General features: G+C 70.6%; 24 protein-coding genes and 1 tRNA gene. 13 read left to right on the forward strand and 12 right to left on the reverse strand.

Annotated features, from left to right (window positions below):
• The first annotated feature begins 259 nt into the window (after nucleotides 1-259).
• The 6 genes from ABZU99_RS24985 (at nucleotide 260) to ABZU99_RS25010 (ending at nucleotide 8,065) form a co-directional block, all read left to right on the forward strand.
• Nucleotides 260-2,527: a SulP family inorganic anion transporter gene (locus tag ABZU99_RS24985; RefSeq protein ID WP_356228000.1), complete on the forward strand. Its 2,268-nt coding sequence runs from the start codon at nucleotides 260-262 to the stop codon at nucleotides 2,525-2,527.
• A gap of 118 nt (nucleotides 2,528-2,645) precedes the next feature.
• A complete protein-coding gene (acs, locus tag ABZU99_RS24990) occupies nucleotides 2,646-4,607 on the forward strand; it encodes an acetate--CoA ligase (protein WP_356047852.1) in 1,962 nt (653 codons plus the stop codon).
• Nucleotides 4,608-4,851: 244 nt separating this feature from the next.
• Entirely contained in the window at nucleotides 4,852-6,243 is a 1,392-nt protein-coding gene (gene nhaA, locus ABZU99_RS24995; protein WP_355947260.1) for a Na+/H+ antiporter NhaA, read from the forward strand.
• 90 nt (nucleotides 6,244-6,333) lie between these two features.
• Entirely contained in the window at nucleotides 6,334-6,795 is a 462-nt protein-coding gene (locus ABZU99_RS25000) for a phage holin family protein (protein ID WP_355947257.1), read from the forward strand.
• Complete coding sequence (locus tag ABZU99_RS25005; RefSeq protein WP_356047854.1) at nucleotides 6,792-7,718, forward strand: alpha/beta hydrolase; 927 nt, start codon at nucleotides 6,792-6,794, stop codon at nucleotides 7,716-7,718. The genes ABZU99_RS25000 and ABZU99_RS25005 overlap by 4 nt, the downstream gene beginning before the upstream one ends.
• Before the next feature lie 143 nt (nucleotides 7,719-7,861).
• Complete coding sequence (locus ABZU99_RS25010; RefSeq protein WP_355947251.1) at nucleotides 7,862-8,065, forward strand: hypothetical protein; 204 nt, start codon at nucleotides 7,862-7,864, stop codon at nucleotides 8,063-8,065.
• Nucleotides 8,066-8,120: 55 nt separating this feature from the next.
• Here ABZU99_RS25010 and ABZU99_RS25015 read toward each other — a convergent pair whose 3' ends face one another.
• From ABZU99_RS25015 to nth, 3 genes are read right to left on the reverse strand one after another with little or no spacing between them, the layout of a single operon-like run.
• Entirely contained in the window at nucleotides 8,121-9,320 is a 1,200-nt protein-coding gene (locus ABZU99_RS25015; protein WP_356047856.1) for a MarP family serine protease, read from the reverse strand.
• A 12-nt stretch (nucleotides 9,321-9,332) separates the two neighbouring features.
• Nucleotides 9,333-10,019 carry a CoA pyrophosphatase gene (locus ABZU99_RS25020; RefSeq protein ID WP_355947244.1) on the reverse strand — a complete coding sequence of 229 codons (687 nt, stop codon included), beginning with the start codon at nucleotides 10,017-10,019 and terminating at the stop codon, nucleotides 9,333-9,335.
• A complete protein-coding gene (nth, locus tag ABZU99_RS25025) occupies nucleotides 10,016-10,915 on the reverse strand; it encodes an endonuclease III (protein ID WP_355947241.1) in 900 nt (299 codons plus the stop codon). Before nth ends, ABZU99_RS25020 begins: the two co-directional genes overlap by 4 nt.
• A gap of 225 nt (nucleotides 10,916-11,140) precedes the next feature.
• On the opposite strand from nth, the gene ABZU99_RS25030 reads away from it, so the two are divergent.
• On the forward strand, nucleotides 11,141-11,815 hold the full coding sequence (locus tag ABZU99_RS25030) for a Crp/Fnr family transcriptional regulator (protein ID WP_014061749.1): 675 nt from the start codon (nucleotides 11,141-11,143) through the stop codon (nucleotides 11,813-11,815).
• Between the two features lie 135 nt (nucleotides 11,816-11,950).
• On the opposite strand, the gene ABZU99_RS25035 is transcribed toward ABZU99_RS25030, so the two are convergent.
• The 4 genes from ABZU99_RS25035 to ABZU99_RS25050 form a co-directional block, all read right to left on the reverse strand.
• Complete coding sequence (locus ABZU99_RS25035) at nucleotides 11,951-12,781, reverse strand: MBL fold metallo-hydrolase (RefSeq protein WP_355947238.1); 831 nt, start codon at nucleotides 12,779-12,781, stop codon at nucleotides 11,951-11,953.
• Complete coding sequence (locus tag ABZU99_RS25040; RefSeq protein WP_355947235.1) at nucleotides 12,778-13,788, reverse strand: NUDIX hydrolase; 1,011 nt, start codon at nucleotides 13,786-13,788, stop codon at nucleotides 12,778-12,780. Before ABZU99_RS25040 ends, ABZU99_RS25035 begins: the two co-directional genes overlap by 4 nt.
• A gap of 215 nt (nucleotides 13,789-14,003) precedes the next feature.
• Nucleotides 14,004-14,471, reverse strand: coding sequence for a RidA family protein (locus ABZU99_RS25045; RefSeq protein ID WP_355947233.1), 468 nt, complete (start codon nucleotides 14,469-14,471; stop codon nucleotides 14,004-14,006).
• A complete protein-coding gene (locus tag ABZU99_RS25050; RefSeq protein WP_003991873.1) occupies nucleotides 14,468-14,626 on the reverse strand; it encodes a DUF4177 domain-containing protein in 159 nt (52 codons plus the stop codon). The genes ABZU99_RS25045 and ABZU99_RS25050 overlap by 4 nt, the downstream gene beginning before the upstream one ends.
• Nucleotides 14,627-14,698: 72 nt before the next feature.
• On the opposite strand from ABZU99_RS25050, the gene ABZU99_RS25055 reads away from it, so the two are divergent.
• Together ABZU99_RS25055 and ABZU99_RS25060 are read left to right on the forward strand one after the other, a co-directional pair.
• A complete protein-coding gene (locus ABZU99_RS25055) occupies nucleotides 14,699-15,676 on the forward strand; it encodes an ArsA-related P-loop ATPase (protein ID WP_355947230.1) in 978 nt (325 codons plus the stop codon).
• Nucleotides 15,677-15,827: 151 nt separating this feature from the next.
• A complete protein-coding gene (locus ABZU99_RS25060) occupies nucleotides 15,828-17,174 on the forward strand; it encodes an ArsA family ATPase (protein ID WP_355947227.1) in 1,347 nt (448 codons plus the stop codon).
• A 602-nt stretch (nucleotides 17,175-17,776) separates the two neighbouring features.
• Here ABZU99_RS25060 and ABZU99_RS25065 read toward each other — a convergent pair.
• Nucleotides 17,777-18,112, reverse strand: coding sequence for a WhiB family transcriptional regulator (locus ABZU99_RS25065; protein ID WP_355947224.1), 336 nt, complete (start codon nucleotides 18,110-18,112; stop codon nucleotides 17,777-17,779).
• A 387-nt stretch (nucleotides 18,113-18,499) separates the two neighbouring features.
• Here ABZU99_RS25065 and ABZU99_RS25070 point away from each other — a divergent pair, with 387 nt between their 5' ends.
• The gene (locus ABZU99_RS25070; RefSeq protein WP_356047860.1) at nucleotides 18,500-20,755 is read left to right on the forward strand and encodes a transglycosylase domain-containing protein; all 2,256 of its coding nucleotides are present in this window, start codon (nucleotides 18,500-18,502) and stop codon (nucleotides 20,753-20,755) included.
• Nucleotides 20,756-20,903: 148 nt separating this feature from the next.
• Here ABZU99_RS25070 and ABZU99_RS25075 read toward each other — a convergent pair whose 3' ends face one another.
• Entirely contained in the window at nucleotides 20,904-21,374 is a 471-nt protein-coding gene (locus ABZU99_RS25075) for a GatB/YqeY domain-containing protein (protein WP_356047862.1), read from the reverse strand.
• Nucleotides 21,375-21,451: 77 nt separating this feature from the next.
• On the opposite strand from ABZU99_RS25075, the gene ABZU99_RS25080 reads away from it, so the two are divergent.
• Nucleotides 21,452-22,381: a metallophosphoesterase gene (locus ABZU99_RS25080; protein ID WP_356047864.1), complete on the forward strand. Its 930-nt coding sequence runs from the start codon at nucleotides 21,452-21,454 to the stop codon at nucleotides 22,379-22,381.
• Between the two features lie 97 nt (nucleotides 22,382-22,478).
• A tRNA-Pro gene (locus ABZU99_RS25085) sits at nucleotides 22,479-22,552 on the forward strand.
• A gap of 97 nt (nucleotides 22,553-22,649) precedes the next feature.
• On the opposite strand, the gene ABZU99_RS25090 is transcribed toward ABZU99_RS25085, so the two are convergent.
• Nucleotides 22,650-22,835, reverse strand: coding sequence for a hypothetical protein (locus tag ABZU99_RS25090; RefSeq protein ID WP_355947163.1), 186 nt, complete (start codon nucleotides 22,833-22,835; stop codon nucleotides 22,650-22,652).
• A gap of 203 nt (nucleotides 22,836-23,038) precedes the next feature.
• The gene (locus ABZU99_RS25095; RefSeq protein WP_356047866.1) at nucleotides 23,039-24,508 is read right to left on the reverse strand and encodes a membrane-associated oxidoreductase; all 1,470 of its coding nucleotides are present in this window, start codon (nucleotides 24,506-24,508) and stop codon (nucleotides 23,039-23,041) included.
• Nucleotides 24,509-24,613: 105 nt separating this feature from the next.
• On the opposite strand from ABZU99_RS25095, the gene ABZU99_RS25100 reads away from it, so the two are divergent.
• Nucleotides 24,614-25,210, forward strand: coding sequence for a GNAT family N-acetyltransferase (locus ABZU99_RS25100; protein ID WP_356047868.1), 597 nt, complete (start codon nucleotides 24,614-24,616; stop codon nucleotides 25,208-25,210).
• Here the strand turns inward: ABZU99_RS25100 and ABZU99_RS25105 are convergent.
• Nucleotides 25,207-25,611 carry a MazG nucleotide pyrophosphohydrolase domain-containing protein gene (locus tag ABZU99_RS25105; protein ID WP_356047870.1) on the reverse strand — a complete coding sequence of 135 codons (405 nt, stop codon included), beginning with the start codon at nucleotides 25,609-25,611 and terminating at the stop codon, nucleotides 25,207-25,209. The two genes, ABZU99_RS25100 and ABZU99_RS25105, sit on opposite strands and share 4 nt — an antisense overlap.
• Nucleotides 25,612-25,901 lie beyond the last annotated feature (290 nt).

A 25,901-nucleotide genomic window follows, 5' to 3' on the forward strand; every position in this document is an offset into this window, starting at 1 on the left:
CGTTCCTTGACCCGGGGAGCTTCGGCCGGATGGGAGCCAACCTCGCATGAGAGGAAGAAACGACAGAGGATGACAAGGCATTTCAAATGACTATTCACCCGATAGATGGAATATGGGGACACTCTCCCGCAAAAAGCTTCCCACCGACTTTACTCAGCATTACGATTCATTTACCAATACTTGGGAGTCAGTACCGCAGTACGCCGTGACCCACGGCCGCGCGCTTGTCCGCGACCGCGAAGCCCCGGAGGAGACGGGAATGTCGAAGCTCTTGGACCGGACCGACGGAGCCTCCTGCCGCAGGGATCTCACCGTCTCGATCGTCCTCTTCCTGCTCGCCGTTCCTCTTTCCCTGGGCATCGCGCTGGCCAGCGGCGCCCCGCTCCAGGCCGGGCTCGTGACCGCCGCCGTCGGCGGCCTCGTGGCCGGGCTGCTCGGTGGCGCCGCGTTGCGGCCCAGCGGGGCGGCCGCCGGCCTCGTGGTGGTCACCGCCGACCTGGTGCAGAGATACGGCTGGCGGACCACCTGTGCGATCACGGTGCTCGCGGGGATCGCCCAGCTGGCCCTCGGTGCGCTGCGGGTCGCCCGCACGGCGCTCACGATCTGCCCGGCCATCGTCCATGGGACGCTCGCGGGGCTCGGCGTCGTCATCGCGGTCGGCCAGCTGCATGTGCTCCTCGGAGAGGGGCCCGACGGGTCGGTGATCGACAACCTCGCCGCCCTGCCCGCCGAGTTGAGCGATCCGCACCCGGCCACCTTGCTGGTCGGGGCGGTCACCGTAGGGGTGCTCACGCTCTGGCCGCGGCTGCCGAGCCGGGCGGGGCGTATGGCGCGAGCGGTTCCGGCGCCGCTCGCCGCGGTGGCGGCGGCCAGCGCGACCGGCGTGGGGATGTCCCTGCCGCGCGTCGAGCTGCCGTCCTGGGAAGCGCCCGCGCTCCCCGGGTTCCCGGACGGCCCGGCGCTCGGTCTGATCGCCGCCGTGCTGACCGTCACTCTTGTGGCGAGCATGGAGTCGCTGCTGTCCGCCGCCGCCGTTCACGGCGCTCGCCCCGGCCCTCACTCCGACGGGCCCAACCGGCTCCATCGGGAATTGGCCGGGCAGGGAGCCGCCAATGTGGTGTCCGGGCTGCTGGGCGGGTTGCCGATCGCGGGCGGTGCCAACCGGGGGTGGGCCCCTGTCCGGGCCGGTGCCGTCACCTGGCGCTCCACGGTGCTGCACGGTGCGTGGGTGCTGCTCTGCGCGGGGTTGCTGACCGGGCTCCTGGAGCTGATCCCGCTGGCCTCGCTGGCCGCGCTGATCATGGTGGTCGGCGTGAAGATGGTGGGCTTCGCGCACATCAAGGATGTCCGGCGAGATCGCGAGCTCCCGGTGTATGTGGCCACGTTGGGCGGCGTCGTGGTCCTTGGGGTGCTTCAGGGTATGGCCGTCGGCGTCGCGGTCGCCGTCTTTACGGCGCTGCGCCGCTTTACGGCGCTGCGCCGCTTTACGGCGCTGCGCCGCTTTACGGCGCTGCGCCGCTTTACGGCGCTGCGCCGCTTTACGGCGCTGCGCCGCGAGGGGCACCGGGCGCGCGGCGGCCGGGTGGCACTCGGCGGCCGGTCGGAGCGGCGGATCGCGGAGCCGTCCAGTACTGACACCTGCCGACCGTGGACGCCCTGGCGCAACCACCGCTGCGTCCGCCCCGCCCCGGCGGCCGCGCCAGGCGGCGAGCACAGCGGCGGGCAGTTGCTCGGCGGCGTGAGCGCGTTCCAGCGCAACACCGCACCGCTGGTGCGCGACGAGCTGGCCCGGCTGGCACGAGAGGGGCAGCGGCCCACCCAGCTCTTTCTGACCTGCGCCGACTCCCGTCTGGTCACCAGCATGATCACTTCCAGCGGACCCGGCGATCTGTTCACCGTGCGCAACGTGGGCAATCTGGTGCCACCGCCAGGCACCGATGGCTCCTGCGATTCGGTGGGCGCGGCGATCGAGTACGCGGTGGAGGTGCTCAAGGTCAGCAGCATCACGGTGTGCGGGCACTCCGGGTGCGGGGCGATGCAGGCGCTGCTCAGCTCGTCGGTCCCGGTTCAGCCGGCTCCACTACCCGGGGCGGGCGGCGGAGCGTCGGGCACCGGGCCATCCGGCGCCGACACGCAGACGCCGCTGGTGCGCTGGCTGCGCCACGGCCATCCGGGCCTGGCCCGGATGGAGCGGATCGGGCGGCTGGGGCGCGGCGAGGTCGCGCTGGCCAACCGGCCGGTGGCCGACCATATGGAGCGGCTGGCGCTGATCAATGTGTTGCAGCAGCTCGACCACCTGATGGAGCACCCCTGTGTCGCGCGGCGGGTGGCGGAGGGCGGGCTCGCCCTCCATGGCATGTACTTCCATGTCGCGGATGCTCAGGCATACGTCCTGGACACCGCTTCGGGCACATACCTGGCCGTCGGGCCGGACCACGGCGCGCCGATGACCGCCTGTGTCGGCGGTGGAGCCACCATGGAGTCCGGCCCGTGCGGCCCGGCCCCCGAAGCCCTGAAGGTGCGCTGATCAGCGGCTGCCGACTATAGGTCTAAACCAATTTTTAACGACAACCCTTGTCAGGGCGTGGTCTGGGCTGATGAGCTATGGCCCGGACACAACGGACACCCTGGGAATGGGAGATGTCGTGAGCAACGAAAGCCTGGCCAACCTTCTTCGGGAGGAGCGTCGCTTCGCGCCGCCCGCCGACCTGGCCGCCAACGCCAACGTCACAGCGGAGGCGTATGAGCGGGCGAAGGCGGACCGCCTGGGCTTCTGGGCCGAACAGGCCCGTCGGCTGACCTGGGCGACCGAGCCGAACGAGACACTGGACTGGTCGAACCCGCCGTTCGCGAAGTGGTTCGCCGACGGCAAGCTCAATGTGGCGTACAACTGCGTTGACCGGCACGTCGAGAACGGCCTGGGCGACCGCGTGGCCCTCCACTTCGAGGGAGAGCCCGGCGACACCCGCACTCTGACCTATGCCGAGCTGCAGCGGGAGGTCTCCCAGGCGGCCCACGCGCTGACCGAGCTGGGCGTCCAGGCGGGCGACCGCGTCGCCATCTATCTGCCGATGATCCCGGAGACCGTGGTCGCGATGCTGGCCTGTGCCCGCATCGGTGCCCCGCACTCCGTGGTCTTCGGCGGCTTCTCGGCCGACGCTCTCGCCACCCGGATCCAGGACGCCGACGCCCGCGTCGTCATCACCGCCGACGGCGGCTACCGCCGGGGCAAGCCGTCCGCGCTCAAGCCCGCCGTCGACGAGGCGCTGACCCGCCCCGGAACCGAGAACGTGCGCAGTGTGCTGGTCGTCCGCCGCACCGGCGAAGACGCGGCCTGGACCGAGGGCCGCGATGTGTGGTGGCACGAGATCGTGTCCCGGCAGCCGGAGCAGCACACCCCCGAGGCGTTCGACGCCGAGCACCCGCTGTTCATCCTCTACACGTCGGGCACGACCGGTAAGCCGAAGGGCATCCTGCACACCACCGGCGGCTATCTCACCCAGGTCTCCTACACCCACCACGCCGTCTTCGACCTCAAGCCGGAGTCGGACGTCTTCTGGTGCACGGCGGACGTCGGCTGGGTCACCGGCCACTCGTACATCGTCTACGGCCCGCTCTCCAACGGCGCGACCGAGGTCCTCTACGAGGGCACCCCGGACACCCCGCACCAGGGCCGCTGGTGGGAGATCGTCCAGAAGTACGGGGTCACGATCCTGTACACCGCCCCGACCGCGATCCGTGCCTGCATGAAGTGGGGCGACGACATCCCGGCCAAGTTCGATCTGTCGTCGCTGCGTCTTCTCGGCTCGGTCGGCGAGCCGATCAACCCCGAGGCATGGATCTGGTACCGCAAGAACATCGGCGCGGACACCACGCCCGTCGTGGACACCTGGTGGCAAACCGAGACCGGCGGCATCATGATCAGCCCGCTGCCGGGCGTCTCCGCGACCAAGCCCGGTTCGGCCCAGGTGGCGCTCCCCGGTGTCTGCGCCACCGTCGTCGACGACGAGGCGAACGAGGTGCCGGACGGCTCCGGCGGCTACCTGGTCCTCACCGAGCCGTGGCCGTCCATGCTCCGTACGATCTGGGGCGACGACCAGCGCTATCTGGACACCTACTGGTCCCGCTTCCAGAATCGCTACTTCGCGGGCGACGGCGCCAAGAAGGACGACGACGGCGACATCTGGCTGCTCGGCCGGGTCGATGACGTCATGCTGGTCTCCGGCCACAACATCTCGACGACCGAGGTCGAGTCGGCGCTCGTCTCGCACCCCAAGGTCGCCGAGGCCGCCGTCGTCGGGGCCACCGATCCGCAGACCACCCAGGCCATCTGCGCCTTTGTCATCCTGCGCGGCGGCGCCGCCGAGGACGAGGGGCTGGTCGAGGAGTTGCGGGCGCATGTCGCCAAGCAACTGGGCCCGATCGCCAAGCCCCAGCGGATCCTGCCGGTGGGTGAGCTGCCCAAGACCCGCTCCGGCAAGATCATGCGTCGGCTGCTGCGCGATGTCGCCGAGAACCGCGCGCTCGGCGATGTCACCACGCTCACCGACTCCTCCGTCATGGAGCTGATCCAGACCAAGCTGCCGTCCGCGCCCAGCGAGGACTGACGCCGGGCCGAGGACTGACGCAGGACTCACGCCACGGTCGGCCGACGAGAACCGGCCTTGGTCACAGCGGTGCACGGATGAGGGGCGCCCCCCAAGCTGGCAGGGGGCGCCCCCCATCGTTTGCGGATAGGGTGGTGATCGGTCGCGTAAGAAGCGCGACAAGATTGACTCAGGCGCGCCGGGAAGACTGGTCGGCACACAGCACACGTGTATCCGCACCATCGACCCCCAGGAGGCCCCGCCCGTGGCCGCGCCCACCAGCCGTAAGTTCCTCGGGCGGATGCCGCTGCCCGAGCGGACGTTCGTGAGCGACGCGCTGCGCACCGAGACCGTCGGCGGCATCATCCTGCTCGTCGCCGCGATCGCCGCTCTGATCTTCGCGAACACCCCGCTCAGCGACGTCTACGGCGACGTCCGGGACTTCTCCTTCGGTCCCCGGGCGCTCCATCTCCATCTGCCGGTCGCCTCCTGGGCCACCGACGGGCTGCTCACCGTCTTCTTCTTCGTCGCAGGTATCGAGCTCAAGCGCGAGCTTGTGGCGGGCGAGCTGCGCGACCCGAAGGCCGCCGCGCTGCCCGTGGTCGCCGCCGTCTGCGGTATGGCCGTGCCCGCGCTCGTCTACGTCGTCGTCAACGCGTCCGGTGGCGGCAGCCTCCGGGGCTGGGCCGTTCCGACCGCGACCGACATCGCCTTCGCGCTCGCCGTCCTCGCCGTCATCGGCACCGCGCTGCCCGCCGCGCTGCGCGCTTTTCTGCTCACCCTCGCGGTGGTCGACGACCTCGGGGCTATCCTGATCATCGCGATCTTCTTCACCCACGAGCTCGACTTCGTCGCCCTCGGCCTGGCCTTCGCCGGTCTCGCCCTGTTCTGGCTGCTGCACCACAAGGGCGTGCGCGGCGCCTATGTCTACGTCCCGCTGGGGATCGTGATCTGGGCGCTGATGCACGCGAGTGGCGTGCACGCCACCGTCGCGGGCGTCGCGATGGGCCTGATCCTGCGCTGCACGGTGCGCGAAGGCGAGGACCACTCCCCGGCCGAGCGCGTCGAACACCGGGTGCGGCCCCTGTCGGCGGGGCTGGCCGTACCGCTCTTCGCCCTGTTCGCGGCCGGGGTGCCGATCTCCGGCGATGCCGTCGCGGACGTCTTCACCCGCCCCGAGACCCTCGGCGTGGTCCTCGGCCTCGTCGTCGGCAAGGCCATCGGCGTCTTCGGGGGCTCCTGGCTCGCCGCCCGCTTCACCAAGGCCGAGCTCAATGAGGATCTGGCCTGGGCGGATGTGTTCGCCGTGGCCACCCTCGCCGGAATCGGCTTCACCGTCTCCCTCCTCATCGGCGAACTCGCCTTCCCCGACGACCCCTCGCTCGCCGAGGAGGTGAAGGCGGCGGTCCTCATCGGCTCGGTCTGTGCCGCGGTGCTCGCGGGCGTCCTGCTGAAGCTGCGCAACAACGAGTACCGGCGGCTGTGTCAGGAGGAGGAGCGCGACGAGGACATGGACGGCATCCCCGACATCTATGAACTCGACAGCCCGCGGTACCACCTGCGGATGGCCGCCATTCATGAGGCGAAGGCCGCCGAGCACCGGCGGCTTGCCGAAGTGGCTGACGCGAACGACTCCGGCGACGATGGTCCGGCATGATCTGAGAGGCTTGACGACCGTGGAAATGCGCAGAAGACGTACCAGGCGCAGTACGACCGGAAGACGTACAAGAGCAGAGGGAGATGGGCGATGAGCGCAGCCGATGACGGCGGCAACCGCAGCCTCGGCCAGCTGGTGGCAACGGCGACCACCGAGCTGTCCGCGCTGATGCACGACGAGATCGCGCTGGCCAAGGCCGAGCTCCGGGTGGGGGCAAAGCGCGCCGCGGCAGGCAGCGGTGCCGGCATGGTGGCCGGTGTGCTGGTGCTGTTCTCGCTGCCGGTGCTGAGTTTCGCCCTCGCCTACGGCATGCGTGCCTGGACCGGCCTCGGACTCGCCTGGTGCTTTCTGATCGTGGGCGGCATCTACTGGCTGTTCGCCGGTGTCGCGGGCCTGTTCGCGCTGGCGAAGTTCAAGAAGGTCAAGCCCCCGAAGCGGTCCATCGCCTCGTCCAAGGAGACGGCCGCCGTACTGGGGAACGTCAAGCCGCATCCGCGTGCGGCGGCCGATGGCGGACGCCCGGTACGGGATGTGACACGCTCGTCGGCATGACCGTCCCTGATACCACCGCGTCGGTCGTACGGCTCGACGGCCCCTGGACCCACCGGGATGTCGCGGCCAACGGCGCGCGCTTCCACATCGCCGAGCTGGGTGACGGCCCACTGGTGCTGCTGCTGCACGGCTTTCCGCAGTTCTGGTGGGCCTGGCGGCACCAGCTGACCGCGCTCGCCGACGCCGGCTACCGGGCGGTCGCGATGGATCTGCGCGGCGTCGGCGGCAGCGACCGTACGCCCCGCGGCTACGACCCGGCCAACCTGGCCCTCGACATCACCGGTGTGGTCCGCTCGCTCGGCGAGCCGGACGCCGCGCTCGTCGGCCATGACCTGGGCGGATATCTGGCGTGGACGGCCGCCGTGATGCGGCCGAAGCTGGTCCGGCGGCTCGCGGTGGCCTCCATGCCGCATCCGCGGCGCTGGCGCTCGGCGATGCTCACGGACGTGAAGCAGAGCGCCGCCGGCTCGCACATCTGGAGCTTCCAGCGGCCCTGGCTGCCCGAACGCGCCCTGGTCGCGGACGACGCTGCGGCCGTGGGACGGCTGATCCGGGACTGGTCCGGGCCGCAGTTGCCCGAGGACGAGGTGGTGGAGGCGTACCGGCGGGCGATGATGATCCCGTCGACCGCGCACTGCTCGATCGAGCCCTACCGCTGGATGGTGCGGTCGCTGGCGCGCCCGGACGGTTTCCAGTTCAACCGGAGGATGAAGCGGCCGGTGCGGGTGCCGACGCTGCATCTGCACGGGTCACTCGACCCGGTGATGCGCACGCGCAGCGCCGCGGGCTCCGGGGAGTACGTGGAGGCGCCGTATCGCTGGCGGCTCTTCGACGGGCTCGGGCACTTCCCGCACGAGGAGGACCCGACGGCCTTCTCCACCGAGCTGATCAACTGGCTGAAGGACCCCGAACCTGACCGGTGAGCGTCACCGGCGGTACGCATAGCGACCGCCGCGCTCCCGGTGTCCGAACACATGTCGTACGAACAGCCAATTGCCCGGAGCATAGGCCAATTGGCGCAGCCAGCGGCGATTACGGACCTTGGGCCACGGGCAGAGACGGGGGTATGGGCTGGACGCACGACTACCGTGACGCACCAAGCGGCCGCGGCCCCGAAGCCGCCGCCGCTGCCAATGCCGCGCTGAGCGTTTCCGAGCGGGGCGGCTCCGGGCCTACCCAAGGCCATGACCCCAATATGGGGATTCCTCGTATCATCCGCCGCCGTGCCCGCTGGGTGTCGGCGCGGCTACGCCATCCACGCGGCCGCTAGCACCGCACCAGGCATCTTCCGGCGCCTCCGGTAGCACCATCGTCCGGACAGGGCCCTAGAGGGCACACCCCTGGCTGTCCACCGGCTGGTCGGCGGTGCGTCCCTGCTCGATGTCGCTGCGCACCTCGTCCGCCGTCAGCGCGTACCCGGTGTTCGCGTCGTCCAGGGACTTGGCGAAGACCACGCCGTACACCCGCCCCTGCGGGGTGAGCAGCGGGCCGCCGGAGTTGCCCTGCCGCACTGTCGCGTACAGCGAGTAGACATCGCGGTGCACGGTGGTGCGGCGGTAGATGTCCGGGCCGTCGGCCTGGATACGGCCGCGTACGCGGGCTGCGCGCACATCGAAGGCGCCGTTCTCCGGGAAACCGGCGACGATCGCGCCATCGCCGGTGTGCGCGTCGTCCTGGGCGAACTGGAGCGGCGGCGCGCCCAGCGAGGGCACATCGAGGACCGCGATATCGCGCTTCCAGTCGTAGAGCACGACCTTCGCGTCGTAGAGCCGGCCCTCGCCGCCTATCTGGACGGTCGGCTCGTCGACCCCGCCGACCACGTGGGCGTTGGTCATCACCCGGTGCGGCGAGAAGACGAAGCCGCTGCCTTCCAGGACCTTCCCGCAGCTGGGGGCGGTGCCGACGACCTTGACGATGCTCTGCTGGGCTCGGGTGGCCACCGGGGACTGCGCGAGCGCCGGATCCGGTTGCGGCACCGAGGTGATCGTCTCGTTCGCGAAGGGCGAGAAGACCTGCGGGAAGCCGCCCTGCGCGAGCACCGAGGAGAAGTCGTCGAACCAGGTGTCCGCCTCCTCCGGGATCACGCGGTCGATCCCGAGCAGCACCTTGGAGGCGCGGACCTCCTTGCCGATGGTGGGCAGGGAGGTGCCGGCCACCAGGGAGCCGATCAGCCAGGCGACCATCAGCATCGCCACGACGTTGATCAGCGCGCCGCCGGTCGCGTCCAGGGCGCGCGCGGGTGACCAGGTGATGTACCGGCGCAGCTTGTTGCCCAGATGGGTGGTGGCGGCCTGGCCCACCGAGGCGCAGACGATCACCAGCACCACCGCGACGACGGCACCCAAGGTGCCCGGCGACGCCTTGTCGGAGGTGCCCTCCCATATGACCGGCAGCAGATAGACCGCGATCAGACCGCCGCCTATGAATCCGGTCACCGACAGTACGCCGACGACGAAGCCCTGGCGGTAGCCGATGACCGCGAACCATATGGCGGCGAGCAACAGCAGGATGTCCAGCACATTCACCGGGACACCGTCTCACGCGCGCCAGTCGAGTGGGACGTGCTTGGCGCGGTCCCAAGGTCGCTCCCATCCCGCGTAGTGCAGGATGCGATCGATCACTCCGGCCGTGAAACCCCAGACCAGAGCGCCTCCGACCAGGAATGCGGGGCCCTGGTGACCGCTCGGGTGCACCGCCGTCGCCCGGTTGGCCGGATCCGTGAGATCCGCCACGGGCACCGTGAAGACCCGGGCCGTCTCGGCCGGGTCCACCGGCTGGACCGGACTTGGCCGGTGCCACCAGCCCAGCACCGGTGTCACGACGAAGCCGCTCACCGGGATGTAGAGCCGCGGCAGCACCCCGAAGATCTGGACGCCCGAGGGGTCGAGCCCCGTCTCCTCCTCGGCCTCGCGCAACGCCGCGCGCAGCGGCCCCGCCCCGTCCGGATCACCGTCCTGCGGGTCGAGCGCGCCGCCGGGGAAGGAGGGCTGGCCCGCGTGCGAGCGCAGGGAGCCGGAGCGCTCCATGAGCAGCAGCTCGGGGCCGCCGGGGCCCTCCCCGAAGAGCACCAGCACGGCTGAGGGGCGGCCGCCGCCCTGCGGCGGCGGCAGAAACCGGCTCAGCTGGCGCGGCTCGATCGTCTCGGCCAGGCGCGCGACGGGAAGCAGCCACTCGGGCAGCCCCTGCAGGCTGACCCCCACGTCCCCGCCGTAGATGCTCGTCACTCGGCGGCTCCCGGGGCTCCGGCGGCTCCCGCCGTCCCCAGGGGCGGGGCCGGACGGCCCGGGTAGTCGGCCGGCGGACGCAGCCGCTGGCCCGGCTGGCCGCCCATTTCGTACTTCAGCAGCTTCTTCGCCTTGTCCGGGTCGGTCTCGCCCTCCCCGTACGACGGGCACAGCGGGGCGATCGGGCAGGCGCCGCACGCGGGCTTACGGGCGTGGCAGACCCGGCGGCCGTGGAAGATGATGCGGTGCGAGAGCATCGTCCACTCGCTCTTCGGGAAGAGCGCGGCGATCTCCGTCTCGACCTTCTCCGGATCCTCCTGCTCGGTCCACTTCCAGCGCCGCACCAGCCGCCCGAAGTGGGTGTCCACGGTCAGACCCGGCACCCCGAAGGCATTGCCCAGGACCACATTGGCCGTCTTGCGGCCCACGCCGGGCAGGGTCACCAGGTCCTTCAGCCGCCCCGGCACCTCGCCGCCGAACCGGTCGCGGAGGGCGGCGGACAGTCCGAGCAGCGACTTGGCCTTGGCGCGGAAGAAGCCGGTCGGCCGGATCAGCTGCTCCAGGACGTCCGGGTCGGCGGCCGCCATGTCCTCGGGGGTCGGGTAGGCGGCGAAGAGCGCGGGGGTGGTCTGGTTGACCCGCAGATCGGTGGTCTGGGCGGACAGCACGGTGGCCACCAGCAGCTGGAAGGGGTTCTCGAAGTCCAGCTCGGGATGGGCGTACGGATACACCTCGGCGAGCTCGCGGTTGATGCGCCGGGCGCGGCGGACGAGCGCGAGCCGGGACTCGGGTCGGGAGGCCCCGGAGGAGGGCTTGACCGATTTATGCGGCTTCGCGGCTTTTGCCGTCTCGGCAGATCTCTGTTCGCTCACGGCGGAATTTCGCGATGCCGTCACCCGTCCGGCCCCCTTGCCCTGTGCTCTCACCGGCGTATTGGACACCCGGCCAGCCTAAGCCCAGCCGCCGACATCCGCCCCGGCCATCATGGAGAGGCCGCTTAATCGGACCCCTGCCGCACACTCCGCCAGACCGGTGAGTCAAACTTGTGATTGATCGCACTGTTTTACCGTCCGGCATCATGGGGACGACGGTCCCCTGTGCATGTCGACAAGGAGAGACTCGTGGACGACGTTCTGCGGCGCGCCCCGCTCTTCGCGGCGCTCGATGACGAGCAGGCCGCTGAGCTGCGCGCCTCCATGGGAGAGGTCACCCTCGCGCGGGGTGACGCGCTCTTCCACGAAGGGGACCCGGGCGACCGCCTGTACGTGGTCACCGAAGGCAAGGTGAAGCTCCACCGCACCTCTCCCGACGGCCGCGAGAACATGCTGGCCGTGCTCGGCCCCGGCGAGCTGATCGGCGAGCTGTCGCTGTTCGACCCCGGCCCGCGCACCGCCACCGCCACCGCCCTCACCGAGGTCAAGCTGCTCGGCCTCGGCCACGGCGACCTCCAGCCGTGGCTCAACGCCCGCCCCGAGGTCGCCTCGGCGCTGCTGCGCGCCGTGGCCAGGCGTCTGCGCAAGACCAATGACCAGATGTCCGACCTCGTCTTCTCCGACGTCCCCGGACGGGTCGCCAGGGCCCTGCTGGACCTGTCGCGCCGCTTCGGTGTGCAGTCGGAGGAGGGCATCCATGTCGTCCACGACCTGACCCAGGAGGAGCTGGCCCAGCTGGTCGGCGCCTCCCGCGAGACCGTCAACAAGGCCCTCGCCGACTTCGCGGGCCGCGGCTGGCTGCGCCTGGAGGCGCGCGCCGTGATCCTGCTGGACGTCGAGCGGCTCGCCAAGCGCTCTCGCTGACGTCGGGGGTTCACCCCGCCGTACGCACACAAGGGTCCTCGCCGGACGCTCCGGCGAGGACCCTTCGCCGTCCTGCGGGCGCGCACGCTGCCGGCGGGCAAGGCGGCTCGGGGCACGGAGGGAGGCCCGTCGGGCTCAGATCAGGCCGTGCTCGCGCAGATAGTCCAGCTGGGCGCGGACCGACAGCTCCGCGGCCGGCCACAGGGACCGGTCCACATCCGCGTAGACCTGCGCCACCACCTCCGAGGGGGCGCGATAGCCGTTCTCGACCGCCGTCTCCACCTGGGCGAGGCGGTTGGCGCGATGCGCCAGGTAGTACTCCACCGCGCCCCGGGCGTCGTTCAGGACGGGCCCGTGGCCCGGGAGCACCGTCGAGACGCCGTCGTCCACCGTCAGCGACCGCAGCCGGCGCAGCGAGTCCAGATAGTCGCCGAGGCGCCCGTCCGGGTGCGCGACAACCGTAGTACCGCGGCCGAGCACCGTGTCGCCGGTGAGGATCGCGGCGTCGGCCGGCAGGTGGAAGCACAGCGAGTCGGCCGTATGGCCGGGCGTGGGGACCACCCTCAGCTCCAGGCCGCCGGTGGTTATGACGTCCCCCGGCTCCAGCCCCTCGTCCCCCAGCCGCAGGGCCGGGTCCAGGGCCCGTACGCGCGTACGCGTCAGCTCGGCGAAGCGCGCCGCGCCCTCCGCGTGGTCCGGGTGGCCATGGGTGAGCAGCGTCAGCCCGACGCGCTTGCCCGCGCGCTCGGCCGTGGCGATGACGTCCTTGAGGTGGGCATCGTCGAGCGGCCCGGGGTCGATGACGACGGCGAGGTCGGAGTCCGGCTCGGCGATGATCCAGGTGTTGGTGCCGTCCAGCGTCATGGGCGAGGGGTTCGGCGCCAGGACGCATACGGCCCGGTCGGTGGCCGGGCCGCCGACGGCGCCTCCGCGCGGTTGGCCGGGCAGAGCGTCTGCGTATGTCATGCGGAGGCTCCCCCCGTAGCGCCCGGGATGTGCTTGGTGAACTCGTCATGGCCGGGCCAGCTCAGCACGAGCTCCCCGTTCTCCAGCCGCGCCTGTGCCAGGACCGGCGTCAGATCCCGGTCCGCGGCGGCGGCCAGCGCGTCGGCGACCGTGCCGTGCGGCCGCAGCTGGCGCAGGGTCGCGATGGTGGGCGGCATCATCAGCAGCTCGCCCCGGTCGTAACGGTCGGCCGCCTCGCCCGGCCGGATCCAGACGGTCCGATCCGCCTCCGTGGAGGCGTTGCGGGTGCGCTGCCCCCGCGGTAGCGCAGCCACGAAGAACCAGGTGTCGTAGCGGCGCGGTTCGAACTCCGGGGTGATCCAGCGGGCCCAGCAGCCGAGCAGGTCCGAGCGGAGGACGAGCCCGCGGCGGTCGAGGAACTCGGCGAAGGACAGATCCCGGGCGACGAGCGCCGCGCGGTCGGCCTCCCAGTCGTCGCCGGTCGTGTCCGCGACAACCGTATGCGGCGTCGGGCCCGCGAGCAGCACCCCCGCCTCCTCGAAGGTCTCGCGGACCGCCGCGCACACGATGGCCTGCGCCTGTGTCGCGTCCCCCGCGTCGAGACCCAGCCGCTGCGCCCACTGAGCGCGCGAGGGCCCGGCCCAGGCGACCATCCGTTCGTCGCGCGGATCCACGGAACCACCCGGATAGGCGTACGCGCCTCCGGCAAAAGCCATGGAGGCGCGTCTGCGCAGCATGTAGACGACGGGCCCGCCGGCCCCGCCCGCCCCCTCTCGTACGGCCTCCGCGGCCGCCTCGGCCCCTTCCCGGGCCCCAGCGGCGCCAGCCGCCTCGTCGGGCCTCTCCTGCGCGTACTCCCCGTCCCCGCCCCGTTCGTCCTGCCCGTCCTGCAGCAGCAGCACGGTGGCGGCCCGGCGTGGTGTCACCGGCGTGAGCTCCCCGGCCGACAGCTGCCGGATCCGCTCCGGCCACTCGGGCGGGTACCACTGGCCATTCGTAGTGGACATGGCCGGATGCTATGCGTTTGCGGGCTGATGTTCGAGAGGCACCCGTCGGCATGGAGCCGCCCCTGGCGCGGGCGCCCGTGTGTGCGCCGTCCGGTGCGCCGGTTCACTCATCGGCTCACTCGCCGGTTCACTCGCCGGCTTGCTCACCGGTGCGTGCGCCTGTCCGCGCGCCAGTCCGCGTACGGACCCGATCACCGGTCCGCACACGGTTCCGTTCACTGGTCCGCGATCTCGACCTGGATCTCCACCTCGACCGGAGCGTCCAGCGGCAGCACCGCCACGCCCACCGCGCTGCGCGCGTGCACGCCCGCGTCGCCCAGCACCTCGCCCAGCAGCTCGCTCGCGCCATTGACGACACCCGGCTGGCCGGTGAAGTCCGGCGCCGAGGCCACGAAGCCCACGACCTTCACGACCCGCACGATCCTGTCGAGGTCGCCGGCGACCGACTTCACGGCGGCCAGGGCGTTCAGCGCGCAGATCCGCGCCAGCTCCTTGGCCTCCTCCGGGGTCACCTCCGCGCCGACCTTGCCGGTCACGCCCAGCGTGCCCTCGACCAGCGGCAGCTGACCGGAGGTATAGATGTACGCGCCCGTGCGGACCGCGGGCACATAGGAGGCCAGGGGCGCCGCGACCTCGGGCAGCTTCAGGCCGAGACCTGCGATCCTCTGCTCGGCCCCGCTCACTGCTTTTCCCGCTTCAGGTAAGCCACCAGCTGCTCCGGGTTGTTCGGCCCGGGGACGACCTGGACGAGCTCCCAGCCGTCCTCGCCCCAGGTGTCCAGAATCTGCTTCGTGGCGTGCACGAGCAGCGGTACGGTCGCGTATTCCCACTTGGTCATGGGGCCGACTGTAATGCCTCTCCGCCGGGCCCTGGTGCGTAGCCCGCGGGCCTACTGGTTAGGCTCCCCAGTGTGAGCAGGCTCCATGTCGTCAGTGGCAAGGGCGGAACCGGCAAGACCACGGTCGCCGCCGCACTCGCGCTGGCCCTCGCGGCCGATGGCAGGCGAACCCTGCTGGTCGAGGTCGAAGGACGCCAGGGCATCGCACAGCTCTTCGAAACGGAGGCCCTTCCCTACGAGGAGCGGAAGATCGCCACCGCGCCGGGCGGCGGGGAGGTACACGCGCTGGCCATCGATCCGGAGTTCGCACTCCTCGACTACCTCCATATGTTCTACAAGCTGGGCTCGGCCGGTCGCGCCCTGAAGAAGCTCGGCGCGATCGACTTCGCGACCACCATCGCCCCCGGGCTGCGGGATGTGCTGCTGACCGGCAAGGCGTGCGAGGCGGTGCGCCGTAAGGGCAAGGACGGCCGCTTCGTCTACGACTCCGTGGTCATGGACGCCCCGCCGACCGGCCGCATCACCCGCTTCCTGAACGTCAACGACGAGGTGGCGGGGCTGGCCCGGACGGGCCCGATACACAATCAGGCCCAGGCCGTGATGCGCGTCCTGAAATCCCCCCAGACGGCGGTCCATATGGTGACGCTCCTGGAGGAGATGCCGGTCCAGGAGACCGCGGACGGCATCGCGGAGCTGTGCGCCGACGGCCTTCCGACGGGCGCGGTCATCATCAACATGGTGCGGCCCGCCATCCTCGACCACGAGGCCGTCGAGTCCGCCGCGAACGGGCAGCGTGCGGCCGTCGCCAAGGCGCTCTCGCTGGCGGGGCTGGGCGGCGCGCGCCGCGGCGGCCTCGCCGAGCGGCTGGTCGGCCCGCTGCTGGAGCAGGCGCGCGAGCACGCGGAGCGCGTCGCGCTGGAGCGGGCGCAGCGGGCCGAGCTGGACGGGCTGGGGCTGCCGCTGCACGAGCTGGAGTTGCTCACGGACGGCGTCGACCTGGCCGGGCTCTATCGGCTGGCGGCGGATCTGCGCAAGCAGTGGCCGTCGTGAGCGGCGCCGGCGCGGACCGTACTACGGACGCGACGGACGCGGGCACTATCAAGGCGGGCACTACGGGCATTACGGGCACTACGGGCAGCACGAGCGGTAGGAGCGGTAGGAGCGGTACGAGCAGCGGTACGAGCCGTACGCAGGAGGCGGCATGAGCATGGACGTGGCACCCCGGCTGGACACCGACGCGCTGCTGGACGACCCGCAGACCCGCATCGTGGTGTGCTGCGGCTCCGGCGGCGTCGGCAAGACCACCACGGCCGCCGCCTTGGGCGTACGGGCCGCCGAGCGCGGTCGTAAGGTCGTCGTCCTCACCATCGACCCGGCCCGCAGGCTCGCCCAGTCGATGGGCATCGGCGCGCTCGACAACGTCCCGCGACGGGTGGAGGGCATCGGCGACGAGAACGGCGGCGAACTGCACGCCATGATGCTGGACATGAAGCGGACCTTCGACGAGTTCGTCGAGACGCACGCCGACCCCGAGCGCGCCCGCGCGATCCTGGCGAACCCCTTCTACCAATCACTTTCGGCAGGTTTCGCGGGCACGCAGGAGTACATGGCCATGGAGAAGCTCGGCCAGCTGCGGGCCCGCGACGAATGGGACCTGATCATCGTCGACACCCCGCCGAGCCGGTCGGCGCTGGACTTCCTGGATGCGCCGAAACGTCTCGGCTCGTTCCTGGACGGGAAGTTCATCCGGGTGCTGATGGCCCCGGCGAAGGTCGGCGGCAGGGCCGGGATGAAGTTTCTGAACGTGGGCGTGTCGATGATGACGGGCACGGTCAGCAAGGTGCTCGGCGGACAGCTGATGCGCGATGTGCAGACGTTCGCCGCCGCGATGGACACGATGTTCGGCGGATTCCGTACCCGCGCGGAGGCCACCTACCGGCTGCTCCAGGCCCCCGGTACGGCGTTCCTGGTAGTGGCCGCCCCCGAGCGGGACGCCCTCCGGGAGGCGGCGTACTTCGTCGAACGGCTGGCCGCGGACCGGATGCCGCTGGCCGGGCTGGTGCTGAACCGGGTGCACGGCAGCGGAGCCGAACAGCTTTCCGCGGAACGGGCGCTGGCGGCCGCGGAGACCCTGGCCTTGTTGGACGATCCCGTGGAGCCCGTCGACCCCGTCGACCCCGCTCAGGGAAGTGATCCAGCCAAGAACGGCGACGGCGCAGAAAATTTTGTCATCGGCGGCATTGTCGATCCCCACTCAGGGAATGCTCAAGCGCGGAACGCCCCGGCAGCGGACCCCGACGTCTCCCCCACGTCGGCGGACACGTCGGCGGAGCGGCTCGCCGCGGGACTGCTTCGGCTGCACGCGGAGCGTATGCAGGTGCTCGGACGCGAGCAGCGCACGCACGACCGCTTCACGGCGCTCCACCCCGAGGTTCCGGTGGCCCAAGTGGCCGCACTCCCTGGAGACGTACACGACCTGACAGGGCTGCAGGCGATCGGCGAACGCCTCGCGGTCCCGACGGAGCGGACCAAGCGCGCTGCGGGCTGACCTAAGCCTCTGCCCGCAGCGGGCTCGTGGCTGAGCCGGTAGCCCATGGCCGGCTCGGCCCATGGTTGCTTGGCCACGGTCGGCTCGGCCCATGGCGGGCTCAGCTCATGGCGGGCTCAGCTCATGACGCTCATGACGCCGCAGCCATGAACTCAGGTCGTGACGCCGCAGCCATGGACAGGGCCACAGAGCCATGGACAGACCTGCCCCGTCGCAGCCTGAAGGCGGCCGGGCCGAGGGCGCTGAGGGCATGGCGGGCTGACCCGGTGTGCCCACGGCACCGTGCGCCCGATGGCGGCGGGCGCCCCGACGGGTTCCCCAGGGCGGGCCAGCCCCCGGCCCGCCGACACCCGTTCGACGCCGCGCCGCCCGACCTCCTACGGCGAGCCGCGCCGCCTGTCCTCCTACGGCGACCGTGGCGATGACCGTGGCCGTAGCTCGTGCGGGACGAGGCGTACGCGTACCGGGCCAGGCGCGCCCGTAATGCGCACCCCCACTCGACACGACGTGATGCCTGTGCCGAGAGGTGGGTGAGATGACACGGAGGCAGACGCGATCGCCGGCCGATGACCGGCCGAGCGTCGGCCGCCCGCGCCGTCGGCCTATCCGACGGCGGCCAAGCGCTCGTACTCCTCGTCGTCGAAGGGCAGGATGCCCGCGCTGCGCTCGTACTCGGTGCGCGCGGTCTCCAGGAGCCTGCGCCAGGAGGTCACCGTCGGCCGGCGGCGCAGCAGTGCCCGCCGCTCGCGCTCGGTCATCCCTCCCCACACGCCGAACTCGACACGGTTGTCCAAGGCGTCCGCAAGGCACTCGGTGCGCACCGGGCATCCGGTGCAGACCGCCTTTGCCCTGTTCTGTGCCGCGCCCTGGACGAACAGTTCATCTGGATCAGTAGTGCGGCAGGCGGCCTGCGCACTCCAGTCGGTTACCCAGCCCATGCTGGCGCCGTCCTCTCCCGAATCGGAGCTCCCCCACGGCGACAAACGGCATATTCACCGTCGCCAGTTGAGGACGTTACGGAAGGCAGACAGGGTGCAACACCCCCTGCGGGCCCAATCTTGGATGGCCCGAACGGACTATGGGTACGCGGCAGATCACCCAACGGAGTGAGCTGGTGACATTTGCGATTACTGGCGCAAACCCGGGCAGTTCACCCGCCGAACAAAGGGCAGTTCATGACAGGTAACGGCAATCCGGACAGGTCTCATCACTCACTTGAGTGAGAGTTGGGGGTGCGACACAGCCACACAGCTGTGACTGGCGTGAAACAGCTTATGCGAACACGCGGTCCCCTGTCCGGCGATTCGACACGTAGGCTGCCCCTCATGGGTAACACGCGCTCGGGCGGCGGGCTGTCCACCGCTCAACAGGCCGCCAAGTTCCTCGGCGTCAGCGCGCTGGCCGGTGCCGTCATGGCCGGACTCGCACTGCCCGCCGTCGGCGCGCTCGGCCTCGCGGCCAAGGGAACAGTCGAGGAATTCGACGACATTCCGGCCAATCTCAAGACACCGCCGCTCAGCCAGCGGACGATCATCCTGGACGCCAAGGGCGGCGAGATCGCGAAGGTCTACTCCCGCGACCGCACCATAGTGAAGCTGAAGGACGTCTCCCCGTACATGCGCAAGGCGATCGTCGCGATCGAGGACGCGCGCTTCTACGAGCACGGGGCGATCGACCTCAAGGGCGTGCTGCGTGCCCTCAACAAGAACGCGCAGAACGGCGGCGTCTCCCAGGGCGCCTCCACGCTCACCCAGCAGTACGTGAAGAACGTCTTCGTCGAGGAGGCGGGCAACGACCAGAAGAAGGTCGCCGAGGCCACCCAGCAGTCCATCGGCCGCAAGATCAAGGAACTGAAGTACGCGATCAAGGTCGAGAAGGAACTGGGCAAGAAGCGGATCCTCGAGAACTACCTGAACATCACCTTCTTCGGTCAGCAGGCATACGGCATCGAGGCCGCCTCCCAGCGTTACTTCAGCGAACCCTCCAAGGATCTGAAGCTGGAGCAGGCCGCGCTGCTGGCCGGTCTCGTCCAGTCGCCGAGCAGCTACGACCCGGTCATGCACCCGGAGACGGCCAAGGCCCGTCGTAACACCGTGCTGCGGCGCATGGCCGAGGTGAAGGACATCACCCCGGCGCAGGCCGCCGCCGCCCGGAAGAAGCCGCTCGGCCTCAAGGTCAGCATGCCCAGAAGCGGCTGCATCACGGCCGTCCAGGGCGCCGGCTTCTTCTGTGACTACGTCCGCGAGGTCTTCCTCAACGATCCGGTCTTCGGCAAAACGCGCGAGGCTCGCGCCAAGCGCTGGACCCGGGGCGGGCTGACGATCCGTACGACACTCGACCCGAAGGCCCAGAAGTCGGTCCAGAAGTCGATCGAATCGCACGTCTACCAGTCGGACTCGGTCGCCACCGCCGTCTCGCTGGTCGAGCCGGGCACCGGAAAGGTGCTGGGGATGGGCCAGTCCAAGCCGTACGGCTTCGAAAAGGACGAGACCCAGATCAACCTCTCCGCGGACAAGTCCATGGGCGGCTCGAACTACGGCTTCCAGGTCGGCTCGACCTTCAAGCCGATCACCGCCGCGGCCGCCATCGAGCAGGGCAAGAAGCCGTACCAGCGCTACTCCTCGCCGTACAAGATGGAGTACCCGAGCCCGGTCACCACCTGCAAGGGCACCTGGAGCAACGACGAAGGCGCGACCGTCGAGAACGAGAACGAGAAGGAGGTCGGCCCGTACGGGATGAAGGAGGCGACCGCCAAGTCGGTCAACACCTACTTCGTCCAGCTGATCAGCGACATCGGGGTCTGCCCGGTGACGCGGATGGCCGACAAGATGGGCGTGAAGCGCGCCGACGGCAAGGACCACAACCAGGTGCCCTCCCTCACCCTCGGCAGCGAGGGCTTCTCCCCGCTGACGATGGCCAACGCGTACGCGACCTTCGCCAACCGCGGCGTCTACTGCTCCCCCGTCTTCATCGAGTCGATCACCGGCCCGGGCGGCAAGGCGCTGGAGGTCCCGAAGTCGACGTGCTCGCGTGCGATGTCGGAGAAGACCGCGGACACCATCAACACACTGCTGCGCGGCGTGGTCGAGGACGGCACCGGCAAGCAGGCCGGCCTCCGGAGCCGGCCGAGCGCAGGCAAGACGGGTACGACGGACGAGCGGAAGGCAGCCTGGTTCGTCGGCTACACCCCGAACCTGGCGGGCGCCGTCTGGGTCGGCGGCCCCGGAGCCAAGGGCGTCAAGATGGAGAACATCACCATCGGTGGCGTCCCCCACGACAAGGTCTACGGCGCCGACACCCCCGGCCCCATCTGGAAGGACGCCATGAGCGGCGCGCTGGAGGGCAAGCCGGCACCGAACTTCGTCTCCGTACCGATCAAGGACCCGAGCCGGCACAGGCCCGACCCCGGCGACAAGCCGGGCGGCGACAGGCCCGGTCACGGCGATGGGGGCGGAAACAACGGCGGCCAGGAGGACCCGTGGCCGGACATCTCCCTTCCCCCGGACCTGATCGGCGGCGGCAACGGAAACGGCGGCGGGAACGGCAACGGGAACGGCGGCGGCTGGCAGTGGCCGCGGTAGCCGGTGGCTGAGCGCTGGGGGCCGGACAGAGATGCCCGGCCCCCTTTCCTGTATGCGGCTATATGCGGCTTCTGTACGCGGCTATACGCGGCAGGGACCGCACCGCCGCAGACACCTAAAGCGTGCGCCCGGATACCCTCCGTAGCCGTTATCCGCCCGCGAGCTGCCGCTTCACCGCGGCGGCGACCCGGCCGCCCTCCGCCCGGCCGGCGATCTTCGGGTTGACGATCTTCATCACGGCACCCATGGCCCGCGGCCCCTCGGCGCCGCCGGCCGCGGCCTCCCGTACCGCCTCCGCCACCAGGGCATTCAGCTCATCATCCGTCAGCGGCTTCGGCAGATACGCGGCGAGCACCTCGCCCTCCGCCCGCTCCCGCTCGGCCTGCTCGGCCCGCCCGCCCTTGGCGAAGGCATCGGCGGCCTCACGGCGCTTCTTCGCCTCGCGCGCGATGATCTTCTCCACCTCGGCATCGGACAGCTCACGAGCGCTCTCACCGGCGACCTCTTCCCTCGAGATCGCGGTGAGGGTCAGCCGGAGGGTGGAGGAGCGCAGCTCGTCGCGCGCCTTGATCGCCGCGGTGAGGTCATCGTGCAGCCTGGACTTGAGCGTCGTGGTCATGGCGTCGAGTCTGCCAGCACTGACCGGGAATCACCCGAAGATTTCCCGCCGGGCGGCGTTCTGCGACCATGGAGACCATGCGCGCGCGATACGGAGTACCTCTGGGAATCACGGCGGTCGGCGCAGCCGGTCTCGCCTACGCCGTCGGCTTCGAAGTCCGGTCCTTCCGGCTCCGGCGGATCACCGTCCCTGTGCTCCCGCGCGGGATGCGGCCCCTGCGCGTCCTGCAGGTCTCGGACATCCACATGGTGAGCGGACAGCGCAAGAAGCAGCGCTGGCTCCGGTCCCTGGCCGGGCTGCGCCCGGATTTCGTCGTGAACACGGGCGACAACCTCTCCGACCCGGAGGGCGTACCGGAGGTCCTGGACGCGCTCGGCCCCCTGATGGAGTTCCCGGGCGCGTACGTCTTCGGGTCGAACGACTACTACGGACCGAAGCTGCGCAACCCCGCCCGCTACCTGATGGAGAAGGCCAGCGGACGACACGGCCTCAACGGCAATGCCCCGGCCGTCGGCGCGGTCCACAACCCCTGGCACGAGCTGCGCGACGCCTTCGACGCCGCCGGCTGGGTCGGGCTGTCGAACACCCGGGGTCGGCTGAAGCTGGACGACATCGAGATCGCCCTCACCGGCCTCGACGACCCCCACATCAAGCGCGACCGCTATGCCGAGGTGGCCGGCGGCCCCGAGCAGGGCGCCGACCTCTCCCTCGCCGTGGTCCACGCCCCTTACCTCCGCGTCCTCGACGCCTTCACCGCCGACCGCTACCCCCTGATCCTCGCCGGCCACACCCACGGCGGCCAGCTGTGCATCCCCTTCTACGGCGCCCTGGTCACCAACTGCGACCTCGACACCCGCCGGGTCAAGGGCCTCTCCCACCACCAGGCCGACGGCCACACCTCCTACCTCCACGTCTCCGCGGGCTGCGGCACCAACCGCTACACCCCCATCCGCTTCGCCTGCCCCCCGGAAGCCACCCTCCTGACCCTGACCCCCGCAGCCACCTGACCCGGCCCACTCGGGCCCCCACCGCCCCGACCTGCGATAGCTCGACAACCGGATTTCGTGTCTGGCCACAGGTCCGCTAAAGTGGAGCTCGTTGCTTCGGGGTGTAGCGCAGCTTGGCAGCGCGCTTCGTTCGGGACGAAGAGGTCGTGGGTTCAAATCCCGCCACCCCGACACAGGTCAGAGGGCCTGGCGATTTCGATCGCCAGGCCCTCTGCGCGTCGTACAGCAGCGGAGTACAAACCGGCTCGCGGCAGCTCGCCCCGCCCGCTCAGAGGGTGAAAAGCCAGACCCCCACTCCTGCGGAGGTGAGTGCCGCGACCAAGCCGACGGTCAGAAAGCCATGGGCCAAGACCTTGAACACCTTGCGCCGCTGGGCACGGCACGCGGCGAAGCAAGTGAAGCTGAGGATGGCGAAGCCCGGCAGGATGACGAAAAAGAGGCCCAAGGCTGCCATGCATCTCCATCGAGCTCATCCCGACCCGTGTGTACAGCGGGAAGCTACAGCACCCGCCGTGACAGGGGATCTTCCGGGACCATGGCCGGGCAGCACCGAGGCGCGGCTGTGATGTAGCTCAGGTCAGCCACCTGCCTTGCGCGGGTCAACTGCGCTGTGGTGCTGGTGGCTGAGCGAGCGCCAGGCCCCGGGCGTCGAAGTCGCTACTGGCGGCTCAGGGAGCGGGTGATGCCCGCGGCGATGGTGGTGGCCAGGACCCAGCCGGTGACGATCAGGGCGTAGGAGAGCCACTGGAGCCAGCCCTGGGGGGCGTAGGCCGACTCCTGGCCGAAGTCGATGATCGGCAGGAGCAGGTCCACGGTGTAGAAGAGGGGGTTGAAGTCGGGGGCTTCGTCCGGTTTCAGGGGGCGCGGGTGGTGGAGTGTGAAGGCGAGGGCGCCGGTGAGGAGGAGGGTGAGGAGCCAGGTGGCGGCGCGCATGGGCCGGAAGCCGTAGCCGACGGTGGCGTCCTGGAGGTGGCCCCAGAGTGCGGCATAGCGGGGCAGGGTGCGGCGGTGGCGGCGGAGTTTGGCCAGTTGGACGGTGCGGGCGGCGGCCTCGTCGCCGGCGGTGCGGTAGGCCGTGGTCAGCTGTTCGTAGACGAAGGGGAGGTAGCCTCCCTCCTCGCGTTCGAGCAGGGGCAGTCGTTGTGCGGCGGGCAGGTGGGGGGCGAGTCGGCGGTAGGTGAGGCCGTCGATGCGGACGCGGTCGGGCCAGGTCTCCGGGGCGATGTGCAGCAGCTCGATCTGGGAGCGGCGGAGGTTCACGATCCCCTCGATCGGGGCGGCTTCGCGCAGCCATAATTCGCCGATGACGCAGCTGCTGGCGCGCAGGGCCTGGTCGTGCGGGGTGGAGAGGCGGGCGTAGGCGAGGTTGAGCTGGCGCGGGATTCTGGCGCCGCTCAGGTTGACGCGTCCGTGGGCGTGCAGTCGCATGGCGCGCAGGTCGGTGCCGACCGACAGGGTTTCGGCGTTCAGGGCGGTGCCGCCGGGGTTGTGCAGCCGGGCGTCGTCGAGGTTGACCTCACCGTCGACGGTGGCGGCGTTCAGCCGGATCCGCCCGTGGGAGACGAGGCCGGCGGCCCAGATGTCGTTGCCGATGAGCGCGTGGTTGAGCTGGAGGGCCGGTTCCTCGGCTTCGTCGGGATTGGGGCCGAGGCGCGCACCGTCGAGGAAGATCGCTCCGGCGATCTGGGCGCCCGCGAGCCGTACGGGGCCGGCGATACGGCAGCGGCTCATCCGTAGGACGCCGTCGACGCGCAGGGCTCCGGCCATGAGTTCGGGCAGTACCGAGTCGCTGAGCACGAGGGCGCGCAGCCGGGCCCCGTACATGTTCGGGGGGTGGGTGAAGTGGCAGGACCGCAGCCGTATGGGGTGGTCGGTGATCCCGTACTTGAGGTCCAGCCGCCCGGTGATGCGGGCGCCGATCACCTTCAGACCCGCTATCTCACCGTGCCGCGCCGGACCGTCGAGCAGCAGCGTCCGCAGCACCTGGGCGCGTACGGTCCGCTCGGGCCCCCAGGACGCGCCGGAGGCGGGGTCGTCGTCATCGCTCTCGCGGAAGTCGACGCGTCCGCCCAGGGGGAACGCCTCCCAAACCCGGCGTTCCGCTGGTGTCAGGTCGGTGATCTCCATCGGCGGGATGGTTCCGTGCGGGTGTTCGGGCTGTCAACTCCGTTGTCGGCGGGGCGCGTTTTAATAGAGACGGGCAGCCGTCCGAGCTGTACGGGGAGGGCCTTGATGACCGTCGCACTACGGGTGGAGGCGACACCGACCGCTTCCGCGCTCCTTCTGCGCCCCTGGACCGATGACGACCTGGAGCCGTTGGTCGAGGTCTATCGCGACCCGGTGCTTCGGCATTGGTCGAGGCTTCCGGTGGAGAGCGTCGAGGGCGGGGCGCTGTGGCTGGAGGCTCAGCAACGGGGGTGGGAGAGCGGGCAGCGGCTGAGCTTCGCGGTGCATGAGGAGCAGGCCGGGGAGCAGGCCGGGGCCGGGGAAGAAGGCCGGTTGGTGGCCGGCGTGGGCGTCAAGAGGCCGGATCCGGGGAGTGGGTCGGCCGAGGTGGGCTACTGGACGGCGGTCCATGCCCGGGGCCGCGGGGTGGCCCCGCGCGCCCTGGAGGCGGTCACCGTCTGGGCCTTCGAGACCTTCGCCGCCGAGGGGCTGGAGTACCTGGAGCTGCTCCATCAGGTCGACAATCCCGCGTCGTGCCGGGTCGCGGAGAAGACCCGGTACCGGTTCGACCGGGTACTGCCGCCCGAGCCGCCCTTTCCGCGGGACGGCCATAGGCATATACGGCGGCGGGGCGATGACCGCCCGGACAAGTCCTCGCCCTAGTCGTCTCCGCCGGACCAGCCCTGGCGGTGCAGGACGGACGGGACGTCCGGTGCCTGGTAGTGGTCGCCCTTGAGCACCTTGCCGTCGGCGCGCAGGCTGGGGCGGCCGTCGGGGCCCAGCTTGGTCATATTGGCCCGGTGGACCTCGGCGATCACCGCGTCGAGGTCGATGCCGTGGACCAGCGCGGTGCCGTAGGCGACGTAGACGACATCGGCCAGTTCGTGCGCGAGGTGGTCGAGGGTGCCGTGCCGGGTCGCCTCGGCGACTTCGGCGACCTCTTCGGCCAGCAGTTCCTGGCGGTGGGCGGCGAGTTCCGGGGAGACCTCGGTGGGTGTCGTACGGGCATCGAGCCCGAAGGCCAGGTGGAATTCACGGACCAGGTCGGCAGGTGAGGAGCGCACCCGTCCGATCGTACGGGCCGGGTCACGGCACCGGACCCCGACTCGGACCCTCCGGGAATGGCTGCCCGGACGCGGCCGGCGGGCCCCGCCGGGCCGGCGCCTCAGGCACACCAGCGCCGACTTCACGGGTCCCGACCTCACGCGCCCCGACCTCACGGGTCCCGACCTCACGGGTCCCGACTTCACCCGTCCCGACCTCACGCGCCCCGACTTCACCCGTCCCGACCTCACGCGCCCCGACCTCACCCGTCCCGACCTCACGCGCCCCGACCTCACCCGTCCCGACCTCA

It is taken from the genome of Streptomyces sp. NPDC005266, from assembly GCF_040607655.1.
Taxonomy (GTDB): domain Bacteria; phylum Actinomycetota; class Actinomycetes; order Streptomycetales; family Streptomycetaceae; genus Streptomyces.